This window comes from Cupriavidus sp. 01L46, assembly GCF_056399905.1.
Genome location: NZ_JBFTSF010000014.1, coordinates 1 through 24,141, shown reverse-complemented (window position 1 = coordinate 24,141; position 24,141 = coordinate 1). Strand labels below are relative to the sequence as shown.

Here is a 24,141-nt window from a genome sequence, read left to right as displayed (position 1 = left end):
CCTTATATTGCCGCGCTCCCTACACTTTGCGCCAACGCCCCCTTTAGCAGGGCGTACGACAAGAGAGGAGCAAGTATGGAGACCACCTTGGCGCGCCGCATGGCGGCGCTGGCGCTAGCTTTGCCGTTGCTCGCCTGCGGCGGCAACGATGACAGCGCGAATACGGGCACCGCTGCCACGTCCACCGCGGCGGCCACCCCGGGCATGACGCTGACCATCACCGCGCGGCAAGACATGCCTGGCACCTACGGCAACGTAGGCGCCTACGAAAAACTCACCGGCACGCTGAGGGGTGAGCTCGATCCCGCCGATGCGCATAACGCCATCATCCAGGACCTGGCGCTGGCCCCGGTGAACGGCCGCGGCCTTGTGGAGTACACCACCGAATTCGTCATGCTCAAGCCCAAGGACATGAGCAAGGCGGGTGGCGTGCTGCGTTACGACGCGCCCAATCGCGGCAATATCCTGACCATGCCGAACCCCACCGCGGTGCCCGGGGATTCGCTCTACTTCGAGCGCGGTTACGTGCTGCTGTACTCGGCCTGGCAGGGCGATGTGCCGAAGAGCTCGGCGGCGCGGCTCACGCTGACGGTGCCGGTGGCAAAGAACAAGGACGGCAGCAGCATTACCGGCCCGTATGCGGCGGAACTGATCCCGAGCGCCGCCAGCCCGTCGATGAGCCTGCCGGGCGGCGTGTTCAACAGCACGATGATTCCCTATGCGCCGGCCAGCCTCGACAACACCTTGCCGGGCTACACGCTGACGCGGCGCGTGAACGAGACCGACCCGCGCGTGGCGATTCCCGCAACGGACTGGAAGTTCGCCACCTGCGATAACGCAGGCAACCCCTTCCCGGGCAAGTCCGACGCCGCCAACATCTGCCTCAAGGGCGGCTTCGTGCCGGGCTACCTCTACGAGATCACCTACGTGGCGAAAGACCCGAAGGTGATGGGCGTGGGCCTGGCGGCGCTGCGCGACACCATCACGTTTTTCCGGCACCAGGCCGCGGATTCGGCGGGCACGCCGAACCCGGTGGCGGGCGCGGTGCGCTTTGCCATCGGGCAGGGCACCTCGCAATCGGGCAACGCGATGAAGACCTTCCTGCATCTTGGTTTTAACCAGGCGCTGGATGGCAGCAAGGTGTTCGACGGCATCTACGCGCACGTGGCCGCGCGCCAGACCAATATCAACACGCGCTTTGCCGTGCCGGGCGGCGGCGGTGGCCTGCGCACCGACCATCGCGCCTTCGGGCAGACCGCGCCGCGCGGGCTGGCTGCCGACTACCAGGACACGCTGGCCGGCCGCAGTGGCGGCGTCATGCAGCGCTGCACCGCTACGCAGACTTGCCCGAAGTTCTTTCTCGGCCTGTCGGGCACGGAGTTCTGGCAGTTGCAGGGCTCGCCGGTGCTGACCGACCCCTACGGCTTTGCCGATCTGAAGCAGCCTGACAATGCGCGCATCTACTACTACGCCAGCACGCAGCACGGCGGCAAGTCGCCGCTGATCAGCTACGCGCCGGCGTCCACGGTGTACCCAGCGGGTTCCATGGTCGATTTTGCCGATACGTTCCGGGCGCTGTTCGTTGCGCTGGAAGACTGGGTGGCTCGCGATGTCGCGCCACCGGCCAGCCAGGTGCCGGCCATCGCCGATGGCACGCTGGTGCGGCCCGACCAACTGACCTTCCCCGTGACCAAGGGCATTACCTGGGCCGGCGCGGGCAGCAATGCCGCGATTCCCGCGCTGCAGTACCTGGCGCGTTACAACGGCTTCCCGCTGCTCGACTACGGCCCGACCTATCGCCCGCAGGATGAGTCCGGCATCCCGACCTTGCTGCCGCCGTCGTACATGGGACGGGACTACGCCATCATGGTGCCGCAGGTGGATGCGCTGACCGGGCTGACCAAGGCCGGCATCCACAGCGTCGACGTGGACGCGCCAGTGGGCACCAGCCTGGAGTTCAACTACGTGGCCACGCCGGGCATTGTGGATCTGGTCAACCTGAGCGGCAGCTACATTCCCTTCCACAAGACCGAGGCCGCGCGCATTGCGGCGGGCGATACGCGGCCCTCGCTGGAGTCGCTCTACACCGACCAGGCAGGCTATGTGGCCAAGGTGCAGAGCGTGGCCGCCGGGCTGGTGGCCAGGCGCTTCCTGCTGCAGGCGGATGCCGACCGGCGCGTGGCGAGCGCGCAGGCGAATCCCGTGTTGCCCTGAGGGAAGGGGCTTTTGACGGGACTTTTGAAGGGGCTGTGATGCGGCGGGCGGGGCGTTTTGCCCTGCCTAGCCCGGAAGCCTCGCTGCGGTCCCTGCGCCTTGCCATCCGGGGTCCGCGGCGAAGCGCTCCGCAAGGAAGTCCAGCATGGTGCGCAGGATTGCCGGCATTTGCCGGCGCGATGCGTAGACGCCGTGGATGCCAAGCGCCTGCGGTTGCCAGCCGGGCAGCAGGGCCACCAGTTGCCCGCCGTGCAGCAGCGGCGCGGCAGAGTAGAGCGGCTGCATGGCAATGCCGGCGCCCGCCACCGCGGCGGCCAGCAGCACGGTCGATTCATTGGCGCTGAGGTTGCCCTGCACCGGCACCGTCAGCGTTTCCCCCGCGCGTTCCAGTCGCCACAAGCTCTTGCCGAAGTACGAGTAGGTGAGGCAGTTGTGCATGGCGAGGTCCTGCGCCTTGCGTGGCATGCCGTGGGCGGCGATGTAGGCTGGCGCGGCGCAGATCACCGAGGCGCAGCTTGCCAGCGGGCGCGCGATCAGGTTGGGGTCGAGGTCGTTGGTGATGCGGATCGCCAGGTCGATGCGTGCTTCCACCAGGTTGACCGCCTGGCTGCCGATATGCAGGTCGACGGCGGTTTCCGGATAGCGCTTCAGGTAGGCCGTCACGGCCGCGGCCAGCACGGACTCCGCCAGCGATTGCGCGCAACTGATGCGCAGCATGCCGCGCGGCATGCCCGCGCGCTCATGGTMGGGCCGCGCCATCTGAGCGGCGATCTCCAGCATCTGGCGGCAGCGCGACAGCGCTTGCTCCCCGGCGGGCGTCAGGCTCAGGCTGCGCGTGGAGCGGTGCAGCAGGCGTTGCTCGGCCCAGGTTTCCATTTGCGCGAGATAACGGGTGACCATGGCGCGCGACATGTCCAGCGCCTCGGCGGCGGCCGTCATGCTGCCGCGTTCGGCAATGGCTATGAAGACTTCGGCGGCGGTGATGCGGTCCATGGCATGGGTTGGGGGGTGCTGCTTGTGCAGCATGTCGCCCAATTTGATCGATTGATGCAACAAAGATGTTCATTCTATGGGATTTTTGTACCGGTCTGTGCAAATTATGCTGGCGGTTTCCTTGATCCCTCGCCATGTGAGACTCCCGATGCGCGCCAGCCTGACCCTTAACCGATTCCTGCGTGGCCTTGCCGCCGCCTTGTGCCTGGGCATCGCCGCCAGCACGCCCGCAATGGCCGCTGCCGCGCTCAAGCTGGAGGTCTACAACCCCGGCACCAAGAGCATGTTCCCGGTCTCGTCCGAACTCGTCACCGGCGCGCACGACGCGGTGCTGATCGACGCGCAGTTCCAGCGCAACGACGCCGAGGCGCTGGTTGCGCGCATCCGCGCCAGCGGCAAGAACCTCACCACCATCTACATCAGCCACAGCGATCCGGATTTCTACTTCGGGCTGGACGTGCTCAAGGCTGCGTTCCCGGCGGCCAGGATCGTCGCCACGCCGCAAACGGTGGCGGCCATCCAGGCATCCATGGCGGGCAAGCAGGCTTACTGGGCTCCGATCCTGAAGGACAATGCGCCCAAGGCGCTGGTGCTGCCCGAGCCGCTGGCTGGCAACGCCATCGAGCTCGAGGGCAGGAAGCTGGAAGTGCTGGGCCTGGACGGCCCGGCGCCGGAGCGCACGGTGGTATGGATTCCGTCGCTCAAGACCGTGGCCGGCGGCGTGGTGGTCTTTGGCAAGAGCCACGTCTGGGTGGCCGATACGCAGACACCGGCCTCGCGCCAGCACTGGATCGCCATGCTCGATCGCATCGCGGCGAAGAAGCCGGCGCGGGTCGTGCCCGGGCACTATCTGGACGATGCACCGCAGACGCTGGCGTCAGTGCGCTTCACGCGGGATTACCTGCGCACGTTCGAGCAAGAAGCGGCACGCGCGCCGGATGCCAAGGCGCTAAGCGCGGCGATGCAAAAACACTATCCGCAACTGGGTGGCCTGGACTCGCTCGAACTGAGCGCCAAGGTCATCAAGGGCGAAATGCAGTGGCCTGCAAAATAACGGCTGTGCGTAACCCAGCACCAGATCTCAGGAAGCATTGATCATGTCCGGTCTCACCCTGCATTACATCTACGACCCGCTGTGTGGCTGGTGCTACGGCGCCGCGCCGCTGGTGCGTGCCGCGCGCGCCGTGCCTGGCCTGACGCTCGCGCTGCACGGCGGCGGCATGCTCACGGGCGCCAACCGCCGCCGCATCACGGCGCAATGGCGCGACTACGTGATGCCGCACGACCGCCGCATCGCCGCGCTCACCGGCCAGCCGTTCGGCGAACGCTATTTCGAAGGCTTGCTGCGCGACGAGAGCGCGGTGATGGACTCCGCGCCGCCCACCACCGCGATCCTGGYCGCGCAGGCGCTGGGCGGCGTGCAGGCCGCCGCCGATCTGCTGGCGCGCTTGCAGCATGCGCACTATGTGGACGGGCTGCGCATTGCCGATGCGCAAGTGCTGGCCGATCTTGCCGGGCAGGCCGGACTGGACCCGCAGCGCTTTGCCGGCCTTTGTGTGGACATTGGGGGTGACAAGACGCAGGCGCATATGGCCGCCAGCCGTACGCTGCTGAACCGCCTGGGCGGGCATGGCTTCCCCACGTTTGCGCTGCAAAACGGCACCGATCAATTTGCCGTGCTGGACGTGGGCCCGTTCCTTGGCGACGTGGGGGCGTGGCAGGAGAACCTGGCGCGGGCGGTTGCGCAGCAGGGCGCGCGCGCGGAGGCGGGCAGCCAGGATGGCGCGGGCGGCCCGGCTTGCGAAGCGCAGGGTTGCGCTTTGCCGGCGCAAGGGTAAACTTCGCGCCCGCATTGCCGTTATACCAATCGACGTCCCGGCACACAGGTTGCGCCGGTTCCGTCGATTGTTGCTTGCGCGCGGCTTGTCCTTTCGTCGGGACTAGCGCTGCGCGAGACGGCATCGACCCTACACCCGCACCCTACATGCCGCACATCCAAGGCCCTCCCGGAGAGACCGAACTTTTTCGCACGCTGGTACTTGGCGTGACCGATTACGCGATCTACGCGCTGGATCCCGCTGGCACCGTGAGCAGTTGGAACCCCGGCGCGCAGCGGGCCAAGGGATACACCCGGGATGAAATCCTGGGCGCGCATTTCTCGTGCTTTTACACGCCGGAGGATCGCGCCGCGGGGCTGCCCGAGCAGGCGTTGCGGCAAGCGCGCGAGGCAGGCCGCTTCGCGGCGGAAGGCTGCTGGCGCTTGCGCAAGGATGGTTCCCGCTTCTGGGCCCACGTGCTGATCACGCCGATCTTCGATCGCAAGGGCAAGCAGCTTGGCTATGCCAAGGTCACGCGCGACATGACGCAGCAAAAGGCCGACGCCGAGCGCATTGCGGAGGTGACACGCACGCTGGACCTGGCGCTGGAGAACATGTCGCAGGGGCTGTGCCTGTTCGATCCGCATGGCACGATCATCCTGACCAATCGCCGCATGGAAGAGATCTTCCGCGGCGCCGGCGCGGCGCTGGTGCCAGGCGCGGATTTTCTCGTCCTGTGCCGCACCATGGCCGGCGTGCGCGAGAGCGAAATCGCGGCGCCAGGCGTGCTCGCCAGCCGCCTTGGCGGCGAGATGCAGGCCGAGGCCGGCCAGCGCGACGACCGCACGGAGCAATACGCGCAGGCGCTTTGCGAGCGGCACCGCGAGATCCTGCGCCGTCACCAGCAATGGCGCAGCGTGGAAGCGCTGCCCGACGGGCGCGCCATTGCGCTGTCGCACAGCGTCATGGCTGACGGCTCGTGGGTGACCACCTGCGAGGACGTGACCGAGCAGCGGCGCATCGAAGCCAAGATCCAGTATATGGCGCGCCACGATGGGCTCACCGGCCTGCCCAACCGCAGCTATTTCAACGACTACCTGGACGAAGAACTGCAGCGCGCGCAAAAGCAGGGCAGCCGCGTGGCAACGCTCGGCATCGACCTGGATCGCTTCAAGGAAATCAACGACCTGCACGGGCATGCGGCCGGCGACACCGTGCTGCGGGCGGTGTCCCAGCGCATCGCCAGCCAGCTGGAGCCAGGTGAGTTCATCGCCCGCATCGGCGGCGATGAGTTCATTGCCGTGAAGCGCTTCGAGCGGCAGGCCGAGCTGAGCGACTTCAGCGCGCGCCTGGTGACATGCCTGAGCGAGCCGGTGCGGCTCGATGGCTTCGACCTGACCACGGGCGCGAGCATCGGGATCGCGATCTATCCCGGCGATGGCACCCATCGCGACCAGCTGGTCAGCAATACCGACCTGGCGATGTACCGCGCCAAGGGCAGCTTGTCCGAATCGATCTGCTTCTACGAAAGCCGGATGGACGAGGCCGAGCGCGAGCGGCGCGCGCTGGCCGGCGAGCTGTGGACCGCCATTGCCGCCAACCAGTTCGTGCTGGACTACCAGGTGCAGACCGCCATTGCCAGCGGCGAGGCCATCGGCTGCGAGGTGCTGTTGCGCTGGCGCCACCCCGAGCGCGGGCTGATCGCGCCCGACAGCTTCATCCCCCTGGCCGAAGAATGCGGCGCCATCTTGCCGATCGGCGAGTGGGTGCTGCGTACCGCCTGCCAGKAAGCCGCGCAGTGGACGTTCCCGCGCAAGATCTCGGTCAACCTGTCGCCGGTGCAGATCACCCACGGCAACCTGGTCACGCTGGTGGCGCAAGTGCTGGAGGAGACCGGGCTGGCGGCCGGACGGCTGGAGCTGGAAATTACCGAGTCGACCATCATCGGCGACAAGGAGCGGGCGTTGGATATATTGCGCCGCATCAAGGCGCTGGGCGTGACCATTGCCATCGACGACTTCGGCACGGGCTACTCCTCGCTCGACACCTTGCGCTCCTTCCCGTTCGACAAGATCAAGCTGGACCGCACCTTTATCGCGGAAATTTCCGACAGCCAGCAGGCCAAGGCCATCATCCGCGCCATTCTGGCACTTGGCCAGAGCCTGGCGATCCCGGTGCTGGCCGAAGGCGTGGAGACCGACGAGCAGCTCAGCCTGCTGCAGGCCGAGGGCTGCGATGAAGCGCAGGGATTCCTGCTCGGTCGCCCGCAGCCGCTCGAGCATTTCCGCCGCGCCCACGCCGTGGTCGGGCCGCGGCTGGTGACGACACAGACACCGGAACGCTAGGCGGCGCATCCGGCGCATCCGGTACGTCTGGCGCTTGCGATGCATCCTGTGCGCGGGTGTCGTGATCTGTGCCTTCATTGCGGTCCCGGCCGCACGCAGCGCCTTCGCCCGGCGGTGGAACTCGCCCGCCCGCCAGCCACTCTCATTGCTTGTCGGCAGCCTCCCGCGCTGCCGCGCGGGTGAAGAACGGGAGGGGCCGTGGCACCACGCATCACCATCGAAGGCGGCCACCCGGCCGGCCAGCCTCATGTGCGCGAGGTGGGCGACCCCACCGGCGGCCAGACACTCGCCCCGCACCGCTTGGCAGGCTGTGCGCATGCCGATCCGCTCACGCCCGCCGATCGCTACCAGGAGTTGTTCGTGGCGGTGCAGATGGGGCGCATATTTCCCGACAGCAAGACCTTCACCGACGCCATGCCCCGGCAGGCCCCGGCCACCATCCTGGCTGCCTACCGCGCTCGCGCCGGCGCCGCCGGCTTCGACCTAGCCGCCTTTGTGCACGAATATTTCGTGGTGCCCGAGGTGCCGCGCAGCTGCTACGAGTCCGACCCCGACCAGCCGCTGGCCGACCATATCGACGGGCTATGGGCGGTGCTGACGCGGCATCCCGCGCAGCACCCGCCGCAATGCTCGCTATTGCCGCTGCCGCATGCCTACGTGGTGCCGGGCGGGCGTTTCTCCGAGCTCTACTACTGGGATTCGTACTTCACCATGCTGGGCCTGGCCGCCAGCGGGCAGGGCGGCTTGCTGCGCGGCATGGCGGACAACTTCTCCTACCTGCTCGACACCTATGGCGTGATCCCCAACGGTACCCGCAGCTACTACCTGAGCCGCTCGCAGCCGCCCGTGTTCGCGCTGATGGTGGAGCTGTTCGAGGACCACGGCGTGCAGCCTGAGCTGGATTTCTTGCCACAGTTGCGCAAGGAGTACGCCTTCTGGATGCGAGGCGCCGACTGCCTCGCGCCGGGGCAATTGTGCCGGCGGGTGGTCAGGCTGGCCGACGGCAGCCTGCTGAACCGCTACTGGGACGAGCGCGACACCCCGCGCGAGGAAGCCTATATCGAAGACATGGGCACGGCCGCATTGGCGGCGCGGCCGGCCGCCGAGGTATTCCGCGACCTGCGCGCCGCGGCCGAATCGGGCTGGGACTTCAGCTCGCGCTGGCAGGAGCCCGGCGGCGGGCTGGAGAGCGTTCGCACCACGGCGATCCTGCCGGTGGATCTCAATTGCCTGTTGTTCAAGCTGGAGCACAAGCTCGCCGAACTGGCCCGGGCCGCCGGCGATGCCGACGCACCGGTCCTGGCCCAGCGCGCGCAGGCCCGCCGGGAGGCCATCGACCGGCTCATGTGGCGCGAGGCAGAGGGCGCCTACTTCGATTTCGACTGGCAACGCCACCACGCCCGCGCCAACCTGACGGCGGCGACCGTGGTGCCGCTCTACGTCGGCGCGGCCACCCCCGCGCAGGCGGCACGGGTGGCGCAAACCGTGGCCGCGAGGCTGCTGCAGCCCGGCGGCATTGCCACCACGGAGCACGTCAGCGGCCAGCAGTGGGACCTGCCCAACGGCTGGGCGCCGCTGCAATGGCTGGCGATCGGCGGGTTTGCGCGTTACGGGCATGCGGCGCTTGCGCGCGAGATCGCCCATCGCTGGCTGTTGACCGTGGCAAGCCTCTACCAGCGTGAGTACAAGCTGGTGGAGAAGTACGCCCTGCAGCCCGGAGAAGACGGCGCGGTAGGCGGCGGGGGCGGCGAGTATCCGCTGCAGGACGGCTTTGGCTGGACCAACGGCGTGGTGCGCAGGCTGCTGCAGGAGCATCCCACGCATGCGGCGTGCCGCTGCCGCGCGGGTGTGAGAAGTCCGTGAATCCGTGAATTCGTGAATCTGTGAAGGCATGAAGGCATGAAGGCATGAAGGCGTGGCTTCAGCGATGGCTGGTGCTGGTTGCCGCCAGCCACCGCGCCACCGTGGCAGCCAGCCAGGCCGGATCGTCGTGCGGCAAATCGTGCCCCGCCCAGGGATGGCGGCGGTGCTGCGCCCCCCAGGCTTCGGCCAGGCGCGCAGAGCACACCGGGTCGACAAGATGATCCGCCGCCGACGACAGCACCAGCGTCGGGCAGGCCGGCGGCGCACCCGGCGCGTGATAGCGTGCCGCGGCCCATAGCTGGCGCAGGGCATTGGCCCGGCTTACCGGCGCGCTGCTGCGAATCGCGCACCATTGCGCCACATCCGTCGCGAAGGCCGCGCTGGCGTTGCAAGTCAGCCGGTAGATGATGCGCTCGCAGTAGGGGGCGTTGTGCCAGCGCAGCGCCATGCCCAGCAGTGCCGGCCAGTTGCGCGGCGGCAGCCGCTCGGCCACGCTGCAAAAGGGCCGCATGCTGGTGTTGACCAGCACCAGCGCGCCGATCTCCTCCGGGTGCCGCCGCGCCCACTCCGCCGCCACCATGGCGCCCAGCGACATCGCCAGCAGCCGGTATGGCCGCGCCAGCCCCTGCCTGGCGGCACGCTCACGCAGGAACCCCACCATGGCAGCCACGTCGGCTGGCGCGCGCCCGGCCGCCTCGACACCATTGCCAGGCAGGTCCAGCATGGTGACGGGCCCGATGTCGGCATTGGTTTGCAGCACACCCGGCAAGACACCCCAGTGGCGGGTTTCGCGCGTCAGGCCGCGCAGCAGTATCCAGTCGCTCATCCGGGCGGCCCCCAGGGCCACAGCGCGTTGGCATGGTCGAGCAATTCCTGGCGGCGTTGCCCGCGTGGCAGCCAGCGCTCGGGCGCGTAGGCCACGCGGGCCAGGAAATCCAGCAGGTTGGCGTGCCGGCGCAGCACGCGCGCGGTGCGGTGCGCCTTGACCGGGTTGAAGAAGCCCTGGCGCGAGAACAACTGGCGGGGATTCTTCTTGATCCACAGCCAGGAACCCAGCTCCAGCGTCATCGGCAGGAAGATATTGCCGGGCGGCGTATGGTCGTAGGCCCAGTCCCACAGGTCGCCGTGCAGCAGGTATTGGCGGCTTTGCGGCTCGAAGGCATAGCCATGGTGGGGATGTGCCTGCTCGAACATGGTCTTGAGAGCAAACATCTCGGGCAGGTGCGGCATCGGCGCGGCGGTCCGCGCGTAGGGAAACCAGATGCTGTCGCCCCAGCCGTAGCCTGAGTGGCAATCCAGCGCGAAGCTCAAGGGCCGGCCCTGCAACTGCTGCTCCACCACACGCAGCATGGCTGCGCTTTCCACCTCCATGGGCGCGCCGAGCTTGCCGCGGTACCACGGCAGCCAGGCCCCCACGCGCTGGCCGCCGGCCAGCAGCGGCACCCGGCCAACCGCGTCTTGCGGCGCGTTGCGCATCAGGTCCACGCCATTGGGGTTGGCGCGCGCGCCCGCCCACATGCCGCCCGGGTTGACGATCGGCATGAACAGCAGCCGCACGGATTGCAACTGGCGCTCCAGCAGTTCGTCCCACTCCAGGCGCCACAGCAGCATGCGCATGTAGTCGAGCAGCAGATGCGTGCCGATGCGCTCCAGGCCATGGATGCCGGCAAAAAAGCCGATGGCGGGCGCGCGCGGATCGTTCGACCCAATGCTGGCGGTGTACAAGGGAAAACGCTGGCCGCCTGCCTGCACCTCGCCGACGCGGCAGGCATCCAGTCGGCTGGCGCCGGCTTCCAGGATGTCCTCCAGTTGCTGCATTTCAGCGAAACTGCCTGCGTTGGGTGGCTGCGCCATGGGCGAAGGCGGCTCCTTGGGGGGCGATGCGATGGTCGATTGTCAGGACGTCAACGTCAATATAGGCGCTGGCAGCCGGTCGGGTTGCAAAAGCGTGCCCGCCATCATCCCCCAGTTTTGTGAAAGCCCCGTGACTGGCGCCGGACTTCAGGCCGTGGCCAGCGCCGGCGCGGGCTCGGCCGAAGCAAACAGCATCAGCAGGGGCCAGCCGCGCGCGTCCGCCAGCGCGCGCAGCGCGGCGTCCGGGTTGGTGGCTACCGGGTGGCTCACGGCTTCGAGCAGCGGAATATCGTTGCGCGAGTCGCTGTAGAACACGGTGCGCTCGAACTGCGCCCACGCCATGCCGAGCGATTCCAGCCATTGCGCCACGCGTGTGATCTTGCCCACCCCAAAGCTCGGCACACCGTCTACCGCGCCCGTGAAATTGCCCGACGCGTCGCGCCCGGCCTCTACCGCCAGCAGGTGCGCCACGCCCAGCGCCTCGGCGATCGGCTCGGTGACGAAGCGGCAGGTGGCGGTGACGATGCAGCAAAGATCGCCAGCGTCCTGGTGCGTGGCCAGCAGCGCGCGCGCCTCAGGGCGGATGGCCGGCGCGATCACGTCGCGCATGAAGCCGCTGCGCAAGCTCTCCAGCCGTGCGTGCGGATGACGCGCCAGCAGGCCCAGGGCGAAGGCGGCGTGGCGGTGGAAGTCCAGGCGTCCGGCGGTGTACTCGGCCAGCCACAGCGCGTTGTTGGCCTCGACTTCGCCGGCATCCGCCGCGCCGGCCTCCACCAGGTAGCGTGCCCATTCATATTCGCTATCGAGCGGTAGCAAGGTGTGGTCGAGGTCAAACAAGGCAAGGCAGGACATGCGCCGTCTCCGGTCGGAAAAGCGGCAAGGATGCCCAACGGCAATGACCCACGGATGAAGCGCGGCGCAAGAATCCCGATACGGCTATCAGGGATTTTTGCCGCTTTTGGCGAAATTGCCGAGGTTGCCGAGGGTGCGTACACCGACTACGCCGCCTTGCGCGGCGCGAGGCATTCCAGGAAAGCGCCGATCAGGCGCGTATGCGTGCGGCCCTGCAGGCAATAGAGGTATTCGTGCAGCACGGGCGGCTGGCTGGCAAACGGCACAACGCACAGCGCCGGGTCGCGCGGCACTTCCCCCAGTGGCACCACGCTCGCGCCAAGGCCCTGGCGAATGGCTTCATAGATGGCTTCGCGGCTGCCGATGACGGTGCTGGCCGGCAGCGGCAAGCCGGCGTCATCCAGCGCGGTCTCGGTGGCCTTGCGCGTCATCGAGCCGTGCTCGCGGATCAGCAGGTGGCAGGTGGCCAGCTGCGCCAGGCTGACGCTGGGCGCGCGCGCCAGCGGGTGGGCGGGGTTGACCACCAGCACCATGGGGTCGGTGGCCAGCGTGATGCGGGCAAGCCTATCGTCGACGACGGCGTGCGAGGAGACGGCGACGTCGATGCGGTACTCGATCAGCGCATCCAGCATCTGCTGCGAGTTGCCGATATCGATGCTGATCTCGATGGCGGGATAGCGTTCGCGAAACGCGGCCACGCTCTTGAGGATGTAATAGGGCCCGGTAGCGCCGATGCGCAGGTGGCCGAGATGCAGGTTGCCGGCATTGCGCAGCAGGAAATCCGCGCTGCCTTCGTGCTGCATCAACTGCTCCACCACCGGCATCAGGGCCACGCCGACGTCGCTCAGGTCGACCCGGCCAGCGCGCCGGTAGAACAGCTCCACGCCGTAGTTCTCTTCCAGCTGGCGGATGCGGCCGGTGACCGTGGGCTGGCTTACGCGCAGCTGCTTGGCGGCGGTGGTGATGCTGCCCTGCCGTGCCACTTCATAGAACGTCGTCAGCAGGTCGCCGAGCATGGGGGGATTTCCGTGGGGATTGCGTAAGCGCGCCAGTCTAGCGGCGATTTATGACAGTTCTTCGCCGCGCGGCCACGGGCGTGGCGGCGCGGCGGCGCGGTGAACAGGCAGGGGTAGCCGGCAAGCCCGGGCCGGCGCGTGCGGCCCGGGCTGCGTTCAGGGCACGGCCCGTGCGGGCTTGCCCTGAGCCGGGTCGGAGACGGCGTCGGCGCCCGTTTCCAGGCGGCCGGCAAAGCGGCGCCGGAAGCTGCCCTGGGTGGTGGTCACGACGAAGTCGTACCAGTTGCCCTGCAGCCCCACCGGCCAGTGCTGGTCGAGCTGCTTGCCGGCCGGGATGTCAAAGGTCCAGGGGCCGTCATCGCGGTAGGCGGCGGGCGTGACGGTGAAGGTGCAGGCGTTGGTGCCGGTATTGATCATGGTCAGGTAGACGGCGGCATTGGCGATGTCGTAGCACACCCGGATTTCCGGCGCGGTGCCGCCAGCAGCGACCACCGTGCTGACGTCGCCCTGGAAGGCGCGGTGGAAGCCGTTCGGGCCCAGTACCCACAGGTCGTACTTGCCGTTGTCGGTGGCGAAAACGTCCCAAACGCCGTTAAGCTGCTTGCCCGGTTCGACCGCATAGCGGCGCGGCACGCGGTCCAGGTGCAGGCGGTCATACACGTGGAAGACCGCGGTGGCAGTGCCGGTGTTGCTGAACAGCAGCCACATGCCCTTGGTTTTGGGATCCGGGCGGCCCGGATCCTCGCGGCCGCTGACATGCAGCTCGTAAGGCAGCGCGCGCGAGGGCCGCGTGCCCACCGGCTGGGTGGCCGGGTTGGCGGCCTGGAAGGCTACGGTCGGCAGCGCTACCTGTGGCTTGCCGTCCTGAGCCGTTCGCACCTGGTCGGCATCGGTCTTGGCGCGGTTGGGGAGCACAGGCAGCGCCGCGCTGTTCGGGCTGACGAAGTTGAACGCCGACAGCATGTCGCCGCAGATGGCGCGGCGGTACGGGCTGATATTGGTTTCGGCGACGCCGAAGCGCGCCTCCAGGAAACGCAGCACCGAGGTGTGGTCGAATACCTGCGAATTGACCCAGCCGCCACGGCTCCACGGCGAGACCACGTACATTGGCACGCGGGGGCCGGGGCCATAGGGATGCATGTCGGTGTGGTACTCGCCGTCGGTGGCGACGGTGGATTGGCCGGCGAGCGCGCCGTTGGCGTCGTAGGCGGGCGCACACGGCGGCGGCACATGGTCAAAGAAGCCGTCGTTCTCGTCGAAATTGATCAGCAGGACGGTCTTGCTCCAGACGGCCGGGTTGGCCGTCAGCGCATTGAGCACTTCCTGCGTGTACCAGGCACCTTGCACCGGGCTGGAAGGCCCCGGGTGCTCGGAGTAGGTTGCCGGTGCCACGATCCACGATACCTGCGGCAGGCTGCCCGCCGCGATATCGTCCTTCAGCGCCTGCAGGAAGCCGCCGTCCGGCATGGTGTTGCCGATGCCCTTGATAAGCGGGTTGATGACGTCGTCGGCGATGGTATAGGCCGGGTAGGGGCTGCCATTGGACGTATTKCCCCGCGCCTCGTTGGCCTTGCGGTACTGCACGAAGCCCGCCAGCGGGTTGTCCGTGAAGTTGTCCGGCATGTTCTGGTACAGCTTCCAGCTCACGCCCGCCGCCTGCAGGCGTTCCGGATACGTGGTCCAGCGGTAGCCGCCGGTGGAGGCGCCCATGGAGTCGCCGCTGTTGTCGATCACCGGGCCGCCATTGGCGCCGGTGGGGTCGTTGGTGCCGGTCCAGTGGAACAGGCGGTTGGTGTTGGTGCCGCCATGGAAGCCGCAGTGGTAGGCGTCGCACAGCGTGAAGGCGTTGGCGAGTGCGAACTGGAAATCCAGCTCGGTCTGGGTGTAGTAGCCCATCGACTGGGTGTTCTTGTAGGTGGGCCACTTGTTCATGCGGCCCAGGTCCCACGCGTTTTGCGCATCGGGGTAGCTGTGCGGCGTGCCGCTGACGCGCTGCGCATTGCCGGCCGTGCTGTCGAGGTGATACGGCTGCACGATGCGGTTGGTGTAGGCCTGCTGCCAGACATTGAGTCCGCCGGCCAGCGGGATCGGGAAGCGATCGCCAAAGCCGCGCACGCCCTGCAGGGTGCCGAAGTAATTGTCGAAGGAGCGGTTCTCCTGCATCAGGATCACCACGTGCTCCACGTCGCGGATGGTGCCGGTGGCGTTGTTGGCGGGAATCGCCAGCGCGCGCCGGATCGAGGGCGGGAAGGCGGCCAGCGCCGCGGTGGCGGCGGCGCTGYCGCCGGCCATCTTGAGGAATTTGCGTCTGCTGTGAAGGCTCATCTTTGTTTTATGCTGGACTGTTCGGTTTGTGCTGGACGTGCGGCCGGCGCTTGCCGTGGGGCTATGGCGCGCAGCGCAATTGCGGCGTGACCGCGGGCGGTTGTCCGGGTTGGGCCGGGTCGGCGGGCTTGCTGTCGGTGGAGTCGCCGCCGCAGGCGGCCAGCGCGGCGCACAGCGCCAGTGCCGCCAGCCAGCCTGGCCGTGCGAGGGAGGAAATCGAAGGCTTCATGGTCACGTTTGCTCTCGTGGGAGGAATCAGGGATTAAGCGTGGACAGCGGCTGGTGCGAACCGGCGATCGATTGCAGCTCGGCAAGGCTGAGCTGGCGTGTCCACATGGCCAGGTCGTTGAACTCCATCACGCCCTTGAGCGCGCCGCCGTTGTTCGGCACATAGGCATGCGTGGCATCGTCATTGAGGCCCCAGACCTTGGTGGCGAGCCCGTTGAGCTTGGTCACGTCGGTGTTGACGATGGCCATGTTCTCGGCCTTCTGCAACCCGAGGACCGGGTCCATGACGTAGGCGCTGAACGTCTTGGCCGTGGCATTGATCGACAAGGCCAGGTAGGTCCACTGGTTGGCGCTGAACGTCATGCCCTTGATGTCGTCGCGCTTGCCGCCGCTGCCGATGTTGAAGCTCACCGAGCAGCTGCCCCACAGACCGATTGCGATGCCCGGGTTGCTGCCGGAGGTCCAGTTCTTGTTCGACAGGATCGGCTCGCCGGTGCCGTTGCCTTGGGTGCAGTCGGACCTGAACCAGAAGCCGATGGTGAACTGCGGGCTGAGCGCGATATCGGCGCCGCTCTGGGTGAGCTGGTAGGCATCGATTCTCGAATCGACCTTCAGCGCCTTGCCGCCGAAGTTGTCGCTGCTCAGCGAGCCGCCATCGGTGCCGGGGACCCAGGGGCCGATGGTGGTCGCGCCCTTGCTGTCGGTTGCCGGCAGCGTCTCGAAACTGTAGTAAGCGGCCAGGTTGTTGCGCAGCGTGTCAGCCAGCACGATCGGTTTGACGTAGTTGATCTGCGCCAGCAACGCGGTGGGCACCCCGTTGCGCACCAGCGTGTAGTTGAGGCGGTACAGACCGCTGGCCGGCGCGGCGATGGTTTTGTCCTCATAGGTGGACGTGCCGGCGGGCAGCGTGGCGATCTGTACGCCGTCGCGCAGCAGGGTCATGTTGCCGGTGGCGGTGGTGGGGTTCTGCCATGACAGCACCACCGAGGTATTGGTGTTGCCCACCACGGACTGCAAGGCCCGCACGCCTGCCGTGCCGGCCAGGGCGGAGCCGTCGATCTGGTACGAGGCGGCGGGCAGGGCCACGCCAACGTGCGCGAGCACGGTCGGCAGCAGGTCGGCCTCGGTCGGCAGCGCCGCCAGCGCGTCCGCATTGGCGGGCGCGGCCGGCAGGTTGCTGGCCACCGCCGTGTTGAAGGGCTTGTTGAGCGCGATGAAGGTGGTGCGGTTTTGTACCGTCGGCAGCGTGGTGGTGGAGCCCGTCGCGTCCAGGCCGTGACTGGTGGTCACGACGACCAGCCAGTCTTCGTTGGCATTGGCCTGGCGGCGCGCCTGCACGGCAGCCAGCAGCTTGCCCAGCGACTGGTCGAAGCCGGACAGCGCGGTGGCGTAGCCGCCGTTCTGGAAGCCTTGGCTGGCTGCGGCCAGGTCAGGCGCGCTGAACTGGGTGAAGACCACGTCGTAGCCAGACTGCACCAGCTTCACACCCTCTTGCGCCACGCAGTTGTCGTCAGCGGTGCAGTCGCGCATCGAATCGAGATTGCCCGCGGCCACGTCGGCCTTGAGCAGTGCCGGCAGCACGGGCGCGCTGGTAGCGGCGCCGCGGCGCAGCCGGCTCGAGCCGGCGTTGGCGCGCAAGTACTGGAACAGGCTCGGCGTGCGCATGCCGGTAGCCACGGCAACGTCGTCGCTGACGCCGTGGCGGTTGGCCCAGTTGCCGGCGAGGACCGTGGCCCAGCTCGGGCCGGCAAGCGGCGCTTGCTCGGTGGTGGTGCCGAGGCGGCCACCGGTCGACGCCGGCGTGACCGACAGCGTGGCCAGGTTGGGCAACGTGCGCTGGGCGATGCCGTTTTGCAGCTGGCTATAGGTGGCGCCGTCCACGCCGACCAGCAGCACTTTCTTGCTGGCAACTCCACCGCCGCCCGTGTTGTTCTGATCGGGGGCCACCACTGCCGCCGTGTCGCTGCCGCCACCGCCGCATGCCGCTACCGTGCCCGCCAGGGCCAGGCTGCATGCCATGCGTGCCTGCTGTTTCCATGCCATATCCGGTTCCTCTTTTCTGTTGTCCAACGCGGCGCGCCGCCCCGGCGGCGCGTCCGATCACGCTCCCCGTGACGCGTTGGCAGAGTAAGAAAAGGGGTTGTCATGCGGGTGACAGGGAGGCAAAGAATGCTGATGCGCCCATTTGCATTCTTGATGGGATAGGCACGCAGAGGCGCAGCCCCTGCCTGGATGGCGGGCTGGAGGACGTGGCAAGCGAGGAAATCGCGGCGTCAGGAATGACCGCGGAGGACGACGACGGGAGGGGAAACGAGGCGTAATGCGACGCACATGGCGACGCATTTGGCGACGCATTTTGCGACGCGTATTGCGAGGATCAAACGTRCTGCGTTGCCCTTGTCATGGCGACGTGGGCAACGCAGCGGCGGCGAGCGCCGCGGATGTCAGGCCTTGGCTGTTTGCGGGGCTGCGCCGCTAGCCTGCGTGCTCGGGCGGCGGACCATCAACGCCAGCAGTGCAGCTACCACGCACGCCGCGCCCGCGGCGTACAGCGCCGGTGTGTAGGTCAGCAGCAAGGTACGGGTAAGGCCCGCGCCAAACGCAGCCGTGGCGGCGCCGACCTGGTGGGCGGCAAAGATCCAGCCGAACACCATCGGCGCGCGCTCCTTGCCGAACACCGAACCCGCCAGCCTGACCGTGGGCGGCACCGTGGCGATCCAGTCCAGGCCATAGAACATGGCAAAGATGGACAAGCCGTACAGCGTGAATGTGGAGTGGGGCAGCCAGAACAGCGACAGGCCGCGCAGGCCGTAGTACCAGAACAGCAGCTTGCGGCAGTCATAGCGGTCCGACAGCCAGCCCGAGAGAATGGTGCCGACAAAGTCAAACGCGCCCATCATCGCCAGCGCRCCGGCTGCCGGCACGGCGGCCATGCCGAAGTCCGCGCACAGCGAAATGAAGTGCGTCTGGATCAGGCCGTTGGTGCTCAGCCCGCAGATGAAGAAGGTGCCGGCCAGGATCCAGAAGGTCTGGTTGCGGGCGGCGTCGCGCAGCACCACGAAGGGCCCGCGCAAGGTCAGCGGCGTGGGCGCGCTGGGTGGTGCCGGCGCGGCTTGCACATGCACCGGCACCTCACCGAACGCAGCCAGGCCCACATCGGCCGGACGGTTGCGCATGAAGCAGAACACTAGCACGGCCAGCACCGCGCAGGCGCCCAGCACCGGCACCACCGCGATGCGCCAGCCCATATGCTCGATCAGCCAGGCGGCCACGGGCAGGAACGCCAGCTGGCCGGTGGCCGAGCTGGCGGTCAGGATGCCGATCACCAGCCCGCGGCGCGCGCTGAACCAACGGCTGGCGACCACGGCTGCAAGCACCAGCGCGGTCAGGCCAGAGCCGACGCCGAGCATCAGGCCCCAGGCAATGAACAACTGCCACAGCTCGGTGGCGACAGTGGCCAGCGCCATGCCGCCGGCAATCAGCGCCAGCGCGGCCCACACCACATTGCGCACGCCGAAACGCTCCATCAGGATTGCCGAGAACGGGGCCATCAGGCCAAACAGCGCAAAGCGAAACGCGAGGATGGATGAGATCTGATCCGTGTCCCAGCCCATCTCGCGCGTCAGCGGCTTGAGGAAGGCGCCGGGCAGGCCGAGCGCGGCCGAGGTGGTGAGCATCACGCAGAAGGTGAGGGCCGCGATCAGCCACGCGTAGTGGATGCCGCGCCGGTCGAGCCGGCTGGAAAGCGCTTGAGCGAACATGGGTCGGGTTCCGGGGGGGCGTTCGGTTTGTCGTGGGGCGTTGGCCCTTGCTGTTACTGCGGATTCGGGCCCAGCAGCATGTCGCGCGCCGCGGCCAGGATGTCTTCGGAAAGGGCATCGCCCTCGGTGGCACGTGCCAGCGTCATGGCGCCTACCAGCATGGCCAGCTCTCCCAGCGCCAGCTTGCGGCGCTCGGCCGGGTCGGCGTGCTCGACCGTCTTCATCCAGTCCTCGACCATGGTCTTGAAGCCGTCGATGTAGACCTGGCGCACCGGCTTGTCCGCCGGCTCGCGGGCAATGTCGCCGGCGAGTGCCACCGCCGCGCAGCCATCGCCGGGGTTGGTGCAATGCGCCGTGGTGAGGTAGGGCTCCACCAGGCTGGCGCGCATCGCTTGCTTGTCGCCTTGGGCGCGTTCGATGCCGCGCGACCAGCGCCGCGCGGATTCCTCGAAGGCGCGCTTGCTCGCCAGCGCGGCCAGCGCGTCCTTGGACGAGAAGTGCCCATAGAAACCACCGTGCGTGAGGCCGGCGCTGGCCATCAGTTCGGCCACGCTCACGCCGTTCAGGCCGCGCTCGCGGAATAGCTTGGAAGAGGCCTGCTCGATGGCTTCCCTGTGCTTGTCTGCCTGCTCTCGTGATGCGCGCGCCATATCGGGCTCTCTTGCAGAAACTTTGCTTGACCGGATTTTATATGACGACCATAATTTATTCAATAAATGTTGGTCATCATTTAAACCGGCGTCGCCGTGCGGCATCCCGGATGCGGGCAGCGTCGCTTTTCCTTTCCTCTTTTTCCTCTGTCTCAGGAGAATCCGTCATGCAGAACTTGTTCGATCTCACCGGCCGCGTTGCCGTCATCACCGGCTCCACCAAGGGCATGGGCCTGGAAATGGCGCGCGCGCTGGGTGCCTCCGGCGCCGCGCTCGTGGTATCCGGCCGCGACCAGGCCACTTCCGAGTCGGTAGCGGCCACCCTGGACGGCGAGGGCTTCAAGGCCAAGGGCATCGCTTGCGATATCGGTAACGTGGAGAGCGTCAAGGCGTTTGCCAGGCGAGCGCTGGACGCCTACGGCCGCGTGGATGCGTTGGTGCTGAACGCGGCGGGCAGCGGCACGGCTGGCGCGCTGCTGAGCCAGGGCCCGGAAGTGTTCGAGCAAGCCATGGCCGGCAATGTGCGAGGCAACCTGGTGCTGGTCAATGCGTTGGCGCCGCAGATGATCGAGCGTGGCGACGGCGCCGTCATCTTCATGTCGAGCATCGCCGCCAAGCGCGGCTCGGCCATGCTTGGCATGTACAGCATCACCAAGGCCGCGACGGACGGCGCGGTGCGCAGCCTGGCGCTGGAGCTCGGGCCGAAGGGGATCAACGTGAATGCGATCAACCCCGGACCGGTGCGCACGGAGTTCTCGCGCGAGGCGCTATGGGGTAACCCGGAGCAGGAGGCGCGCCTGGCCGCCGCGATTCCGATGCGGCGGATTGGCGAGGCGAAGGATGTGGCGGGGCTGGCGGTGTTGCTGGCGTCGCCAGCCGGGCGCTTTATCCATGGCCAGAGCATCGGCGTGGATGGCGGGCTCTCGGCGTGAGCCGTTGAGGGTCAACGGTCAACGGTAAAAGGTAAAAGGCCAACGGCCAACGGTCAAAGCTCAACGGCTAGAGGATCGCGCCCCGCAGGTGCCGGGGCGCGCACGCCCCTCAGCTATGCATGCCCGCCAGCCGCATCAGCAGGCGCAGCAGCAAAGCCGCCACGCCCAGCGCGGCCACGCTGGCCACCCAGATCAGCACCATCCAGCCGAGCCGCTTGAGCCACGGCCTGGGCGGGCCATCCGGCGATTGTCCGCGGTGTTGCGTCGCTGGCATCAGTGATACCCCTCGCCGTGTTTTACCTTGCCTCGGAACACGTAGTAAGCCCACACCGTGTACATCAGGATGAAGGGAATGATGAACAGCGCGCCTACCAGCGCAAATCCCTGGCTTTGCGGTGGCGAGGAGGCGGCCCAGATCGAGATATCCGGGGGCACGATATTCGGCCATACGCTGATCGCCAGCCCGCTATAGCCCAGGAAGACCAGCGCCAGCGTGTACATGAACGGCGCCAGGTGCGCGTGCTGCTGCAACGAGCGGATCAGCCGGTACATGGCAAACGCCACCAGCAGCGGCACCGGCGAGAACCAGAACAGGTTGGGCAGGCTGAACCAGCGCTCGGCAATGCGCGGCTGCGACAGCGGCGTCCAGATGCTGATTACCGCGATGACAGCCAGCAACACCCAGGCCAGCTTGCCGGTGAGTTCCAGCATGCGCTCATGCAGCTTGCCTTCGGTTTTCATGATCAGCCAGGTGCTGCCCAGCACGGTGTACGCCACCACCACGCCAATGCCGCAGAACAGCGGGAAGGGCTGCAGCCAGTCCAGCGGGCCGCCCGAKAAAGTGCGCCCGGTCACCTTGATGCCGTCGATATACGCGCCCAGCGAAACGCCCTGGAAGAACGCCGCCACCAGCGAGCCGCAGATAAACGCCTTGTCCCACACGTGGCGCTCGCGGTCATTGGCCTTGAAGCGGAACTCGAACGCCACGCCGCGAAAGATCAGCCCCAGCAGCATGAAGATCAGCGGCAGGTAGAGCGCGCTGAGCACCACCGAGTAGGCCAGCGGAAACGCGGCCAGCAGGCCCGCGCCGCCCAGCACCAGCCAGGTCTCGTTGCCGTCCCACACGGGTGCCACCGTGTTCATCATGACGTCGCGGTCATGGCGGTCCGGCACGAAGGGATACAGCATGCCGATGCCCAGGTCGAAACCGTCCATCACCACATACATCATCACGCCAAAGAAGATGATGACGGCCCAGATCAGAGACATGTAGGCGATGCCCACGCCGAAGACGAAGAAATAAGCCACCACGAACAGCGCGAGCGAGAACGCCAGCTCCGGCACGCCGTGCGGCGAAACCGCGTCGGCGGTGCGCATCACGCCGTAGACGACCCACGGCTGGCGCCCGATCTCGGTGGTGAACCAGCCGGCCAGGATCGCGATCAACCCGGTCGGGCCCATCCATAGCGCCATGCGCAGGAACGCGCGCGCGTGGAACAGCTTGCCGCCCCGGCGCAGCACGAGGCTCCAGAGGCCGAGCAGGATCATCAGCATGCCCAGCCCCACCATCACGCGGAAACTCCAGAAGATGATGGTGGAGTTGGGCCGGTCCTCCGGCGCGAACTCCTTCAGGCCCTGGATCTGGCCGTCCAGGCTATGGGTGAGAATAAGGCTGCCCAGGCGCGGGATTTCCACCGCGAAGCGGGTTTCCTCGCGCGCCATGTCGGGCCAGCCGAACACGATCAGCGGCAGCGGCTCGTCGCCGTGGTTTGCCCAGTGGCCTTCGAGCGCGGCGATCTTGGCCGGCTGGTGCTTGAGCGTGTTGATGCCGTGCATGTCGCCAATGACGGCCTGGATCGGCGCCACGATCAGCAGCATCCACATGGCCATCGACAGCATCTTGCGGATGGCCGGGTTATCGCGCCGGCGCAGCAGGTGCCAGGCGGCAGAGGCGCCCACGAACAGCGCGGTGGCGAGGAAGGCCGCCACGCTCATATGCAAGAGGCGGTAAGGGAACGACGGGTTGAAGATCACTGCCAGCCAGTCCACCGGCACCACGCGGCCATCGACGATCTCGTAGCCCTGCGGGGTTTGCATCCAGCTATTGGAGGCCAGGATCCATGTCGCCGAGATCAGGGTGCCGAGCGCCACCATCAGCGTGGCGAAGAAATGCAGGCCGGGGCCGACCCGGCTCCAGCCGAACAGCATCACGCCCAGGAAGCCGGCCTCCAGGAAGAACGCSGTCAGCACCTCGTAGGCCAGCAAGGGGCCGGTCACGCTGCCGGCGAAATCCGAGAAGAAGCTCCAGTTGGTGCCGAACTGGTACGCCATCACCAGCCCCGACACCACGCCCATGCCGAAGTTGACGGCAAAGATCTTGGACCAGAAATGATAGAGGTCGCGGTAGACCGTGTTTTGCGTGCGCAGCCAGCAGCCTTCCAGCACGGCGAGGTAGCTCGCCATGCCGATGGTGATGGCCGGGAAGATGATATGGAAGGAAATCGTGAAGCCGAACTGGATCCGTGCCAGGTCGAGCGCGCTCAAGCCAAACATGTCGTGATCTCCGTGGGGCATTGGGAACGGGCTTGGCCGGCCAGTTCGGGGGCGGTCCATTCACGTTGCGTTTCAGGCGCACGCGTACATAGAGTAGACCACAGGCCGAGCGCATAGAGGTGCTCTTTTTCGTGGGCCGGCTGGCGTGGCGAATGGCCCGGGGATGTTGYTCGCAAAACGAAACCCGCCGAGGCGGCCGGGTTTGATGCAGGGATGTCCATGGATGGGGCAGCAGTGAGGCTGGGAGATTGGCGGCATGCCATGGACAACATGCTACCGGTAGCTTGCGGCAGATAACAGAAGCAACGGCTCGGAAAAAGACCGGATCAGATTTGAGGGGGCGTCTTGTTTCGGAACACGGCTCAGCGGCCGAGCCGTCGCCGGGCGTGCTGCCGGCGACGCACTTCATCGTAGTGTAGCCATCCTGGCCATCGGCGAGGAGATCGTTGGAGATGACGGCATAGATCCTGGCCGGGTCCGCCGTTCTGGATCGAGATGTCGGCATTGAAGAAGGCCTTCCCGCGCTCCAGGAACGCTTGTGCCACCAACTGCTGCACGTCGCCGCCGCGGGTCGATCGGCTCGGGCAGCGGTACGCCCTTATTCGTCGATCAACTTCGGATCCCAGGCAAACACGGTCTGTTTCTGCTCGCCAAGCCGCTCGATGCCCAGGGTGATGACGTCGCCCGGCTTCAGGAACTGGGGCTGCGGCTTCTTGCCCATGCCCACGCCGGGTGGCG

At 67.2% G+C, this 24,141-nt stretch carries 18 protein-coding genes and 1 pseudogene; 6 read left to right on the top strand and 13 right to left on the bottom strand.

All coding sequences use genetic code 11. From position 1 onward, the window contains the following. Window positions 1-75: 75 nt before the first annotated feature. Window positions 76-2,214: an alpha/beta hydrolase domain-containing protein gene (locus AC1DS3_RS04350; RefSeq protein WP_441635349.1), complete on the top strand. Its 2,139-nt coding sequence runs from the start codon at window positions 76-78 to the stop codon at window positions 2,212-2,214. Window positions 2,215-2,280: 66 nt separating this feature from the next. Here AC1DS3_RS04350 and AC1DS3_RS04345 read toward each other — a convergent pair whose 3' ends face one another. Continuing rightward, the gene (locus AC1DS3_RS04345) at window positions 2,281-3,207 is read right to left on the bottom strand and encodes a LysR family transcriptional regulator (protein ID WP_477126763.1); all 927 of its coding nucleotides are present in this window, start codon (window positions 3,205-3,207) and stop codon (window positions 2,281-2,283) included. A gap of 148 nt (window positions 3,208-3,355) precedes the next feature. On the opposite strand from AC1DS3_RS04345, the gene AC1DS3_RS04340 reads away from it, so the two are divergent. The 4 genes from AC1DS3_RS04340 (at window position 3,356) to treF (ending at window position 9,232) form a co-directional block, all read left to right on the top strand. Beyond that, window positions 3,356-4,261 (top strand): MBL fold metallo-hydrolase, encoded by a 906-nt coding sequence (locus tag AC1DS3_RS04340; RefSeq protein ID WP_441635347.1) that lies wholly within the window; start codon window positions 3,356-3,358, stop codon window positions 4,259-4,261. 43 nt (window positions 4,262-4,304) lie between these two features. Beyond that, window positions 4,305-5,045, top strand: a complete 741-nt coding sequence (locus AC1DS3_RS04335; protein WP_477126753.1) for a DsbA family protein — start codon at window positions 4,305-4,307, stop codon at window positions 5,043-5,045. Window positions 5,046-5,191: 146 nt separating this feature from the next. Then, on the top strand, window positions 5,192-7,369 hold the full coding sequence (locus tag AC1DS3_RS04330) for a sensor domain-containing protein (protein ID WP_477126752.1): 2,178 nt from the start codon (window positions 5,192-5,194) through the stop codon (window positions 7,367-7,369). Between the two features lie 198 nt (window positions 7,370-7,567). Further along, window positions 7,568-9,232 carry an alpha,alpha-trehalase TreF gene (gene treF, locus AC1DS3_RS04325; protein ID WP_441635341.1) on the top strand — a complete coding sequence of 555 codons (1,665 nt, stop codon included), beginning with the start codon at window positions 7,568-7,570 and terminating at the stop codon, window positions 9,230-9,232. A 58-nt stretch (window positions 9,233-9,290) separates the two neighbouring features. Here treF and AC1DS3_RS04320 read toward each other — a convergent pair whose 3' ends face one another. The 9 genes from AC1DS3_RS04320 to AC1DS3_RS04280 all read right to left on the bottom strand — a co-directional run bounded on the left by AC1DS3_RS04320 (window position 9,291) and on the right by AC1DS3_RS04280 (window position 19,918). Next, window positions 9,291-10,058: an alpha/beta fold hydrolase gene (locus AC1DS3_RS04320; protein ID WP_441635339.1), complete on the bottom strand. Its 768-nt coding sequence runs from the start codon at window positions 10,056-10,058 to the stop codon at window positions 9,291-9,293. Beyond that, on the bottom strand, window positions 10,055-11,086 hold the full coding sequence (locus AC1DS3_RS04315) for a M14 family zinc carboxypeptidase (RefSeq protein WP_441635337.1): 1,032 nt from the start codon (window positions 11,084-11,086) through the stop codon (window positions 10,055-10,057). Before AC1DS3_RS04315 ends, AC1DS3_RS04320 begins: the two co-directional genes overlap by 4 nt. Before the next feature lie 147 nt (window positions 11,087-11,233). Continuing rightward, window positions 11,234-11,938, bottom strand: coding sequence for an HAD family hydrolase (locus AC1DS3_RS04310; protein WP_441635335.1), 705 nt, complete (start codon window positions 11,936-11,938; stop codon window positions 11,234-11,236). Window positions 11,939-12,084: 146 nt separating this feature from the next. After that, on the bottom strand, window positions 12,085-12,954 hold the full coding sequence (locus AC1DS3_RS04305; RefSeq protein ID WP_441635333.1) for a LysR substrate-binding domain-containing protein: 870 nt from the start codon (window positions 12,952-12,954) through the stop codon (window positions 12,085-12,087). A gap of 156 nt (window positions 12,955-13,110) precedes the next feature. After that, window positions 13,111-15,279 carry a phosphocholine-specific phospholipase C gene (locus AC1DS3_RS04300; RefSeq protein WP_477126751.1) on the bottom strand — a complete coding sequence of 723 codons (2,169 nt, stop codon included), beginning with the start codon at window positions 15,277-15,279 and terminating at the stop codon, window positions 13,111-13,113. 61 nt (window positions 15,280-15,340) lie between these two features. After that, complete coding sequence (locus AC1DS3_RS04295; RefSeq protein WP_441635329.1) at window positions 15,341-15,514, bottom strand: hypothetical protein; 174 nt, start codon at window positions 15,512-15,514, stop codon at window positions 15,341-15,343. A gap of 20 nt (window positions 15,515-15,534) precedes the next feature. Continuing rightward, window positions 15,535-17,550, bottom strand: coding sequence for a hypothetical protein (locus AC1DS3_RS04290; RefSeq protein ID WP_441635327.1), 2,016 nt, complete (start codon window positions 17,548-17,550; stop codon window positions 15,535-15,537). A gap of 401 nt (window positions 17,551-17,951) precedes the next feature. Then, window positions 17,952-19,268, bottom strand: coding sequence for an MFS transporter (locus AC1DS3_RS04285; protein WP_441635325.1), 1,317 nt, complete (start codon window positions 19,266-19,268; stop codon window positions 17,952-17,954). A 53-nt stretch (window positions 19,269-19,321) separates the two neighbouring features. Next, window positions 19,322-19,918: a TetR/AcrR family transcriptional regulator gene (locus AC1DS3_RS04280; protein WP_441635323.1), complete on the bottom strand. Its 597-nt coding sequence runs from the start codon at window positions 19,916-19,918 to the stop codon at window positions 19,322-19,324. 167 nt (window positions 19,919-20,085) lie between these two features. Here AC1DS3_RS04280 and AC1DS3_RS04275 point away from each other — a divergent pair, with 167 nt between their 5' ends. Then, window positions 20,086-20,850 carry an SDR family NAD(P)-dependent oxidoreductase gene (locus AC1DS3_RS04275; RefSeq protein ID WP_441635321.1) on the top strand — a complete coding sequence of 255 codons (765 nt, stop codon included), beginning with the start codon at window positions 20,086-20,088 and terminating at the stop codon, window positions 20,848-20,850. Between the two features lie 109 nt (window positions 20,851-20,959). Here AC1DS3_RS04275 and AC1DS3_RS04270 read toward each other — a convergent pair whose 3' ends face one another. The 3 genes and pseudogenes from AC1DS3_RS04270 to AC1DS3_RS04260 all read right to left on the bottom strand — a co-directional run. Then, window positions 20,960-21,124 (bottom strand): DUF2474 domain-containing protein, encoded by a 165-nt coding sequence (locus AC1DS3_RS04270; protein ID WP_441635319.1) that lies wholly within the window; start codon window positions 21,122-21,124, stop codon window positions 20,960-20,962. Then, window positions 21,124-22,119 (bottom strand): cytochrome d ubiquinol oxidase subunit II, encoded by a 996-nt coding sequence (cydB, locus tag AC1DS3_RS04265; protein WP_477126762.1) that lies wholly within the window; start codon window positions 22,117-22,119, stop codon window positions 21,124-21,126. The genes AC1DS3_RS04270 and cydB overlap by 1 nt, the downstream gene beginning before the upstream one ends. Further along, a pseudogene (locus AC1DS3_RS04260) lies at window positions 22,117-23,403 on the bottom strand (cytochrome ubiquinol oxidase subunit I); the annotation flags it as partial. The gene cydB and the pseudogene AC1DS3_RS04260, both read right to left, overlap by 3 nt. Window positions 23,404-24,141: the final 738 nt, after the last annotated feature.

Bases quoted from the DNA above. Each gene is read 5' to 3' on its own strand.
- AC1DS3_RS04350 (WP_441635349.1), top strand. From the start codon at position 76: ATGGAGACCACCTTGGCGCGCCGCATGGCGGCGCTGGCGCTAGCTTTG.
- AC1DS3_RS04340 (WP_441635347.1), top strand. From the start codon at position 3,356: ATGCGCGCCAGCCTGACCCTTAACCGATTCCTGCGTGGCCTTGCCGCC.
- AC1DS3_RS04320 (WP_441635339.1), bottom strand. From the start codon at position 10,058: ATGAGCGACTGGATACTGCTGCGCGGCCTGACGCGCGAAACCCGCCAC.
- AC1DS3_RS04315 (WP_441635337.1), bottom strand. From the start codon at position 11,086: ATGGCGCAGCCACCCAACGCAGGCAGTTTCGCTGAAATGCAGCAACTG.
- AC1DS3_RS04310 (WP_441635335.1), bottom strand. From the start codon at position 11,938: ATGTCCTGCCTTGCCTTGTTTGACCTCGACCACACCTTGCTACCGCTC.
- AC1DS3_RS04305 (WP_441635333.1), bottom strand. From the start codon at position 12,954: ATGCTCGGCGACCTGCTGACGACGTTCTATGAAGTGGCACGGCAGGGC.
- AC1DS3_RS04290 (WP_441635327.1), bottom strand. From the start codon at position 17,550: ATGGCATGGAAACAGCAGGCACGCATGGCATGCAGCCTGGCCCTGGCG.
- AC1DS3_RS04280 (WP_441635323.1), bottom strand. From the start codon at position 19,918: ATGGCGCGCGCATCACGAGAGCAGGCAGACAAGCACAGGGAAGCCATC.
- AC1DS3_RS04275 (WP_441635321.1), top strand. From the start codon at position 20,086: ATGCAGAACTTGTTCGATCTCACCGGCCGCGTTGCCGTCATCACCGGC.
- AC1DS3_RS04270 (WP_441635319.1), bottom strand. From the start codon at position 21,124: ATGCCAGCGACGCAACACCGCGGACAATCGCCGGATGGCCCGCCCAGG.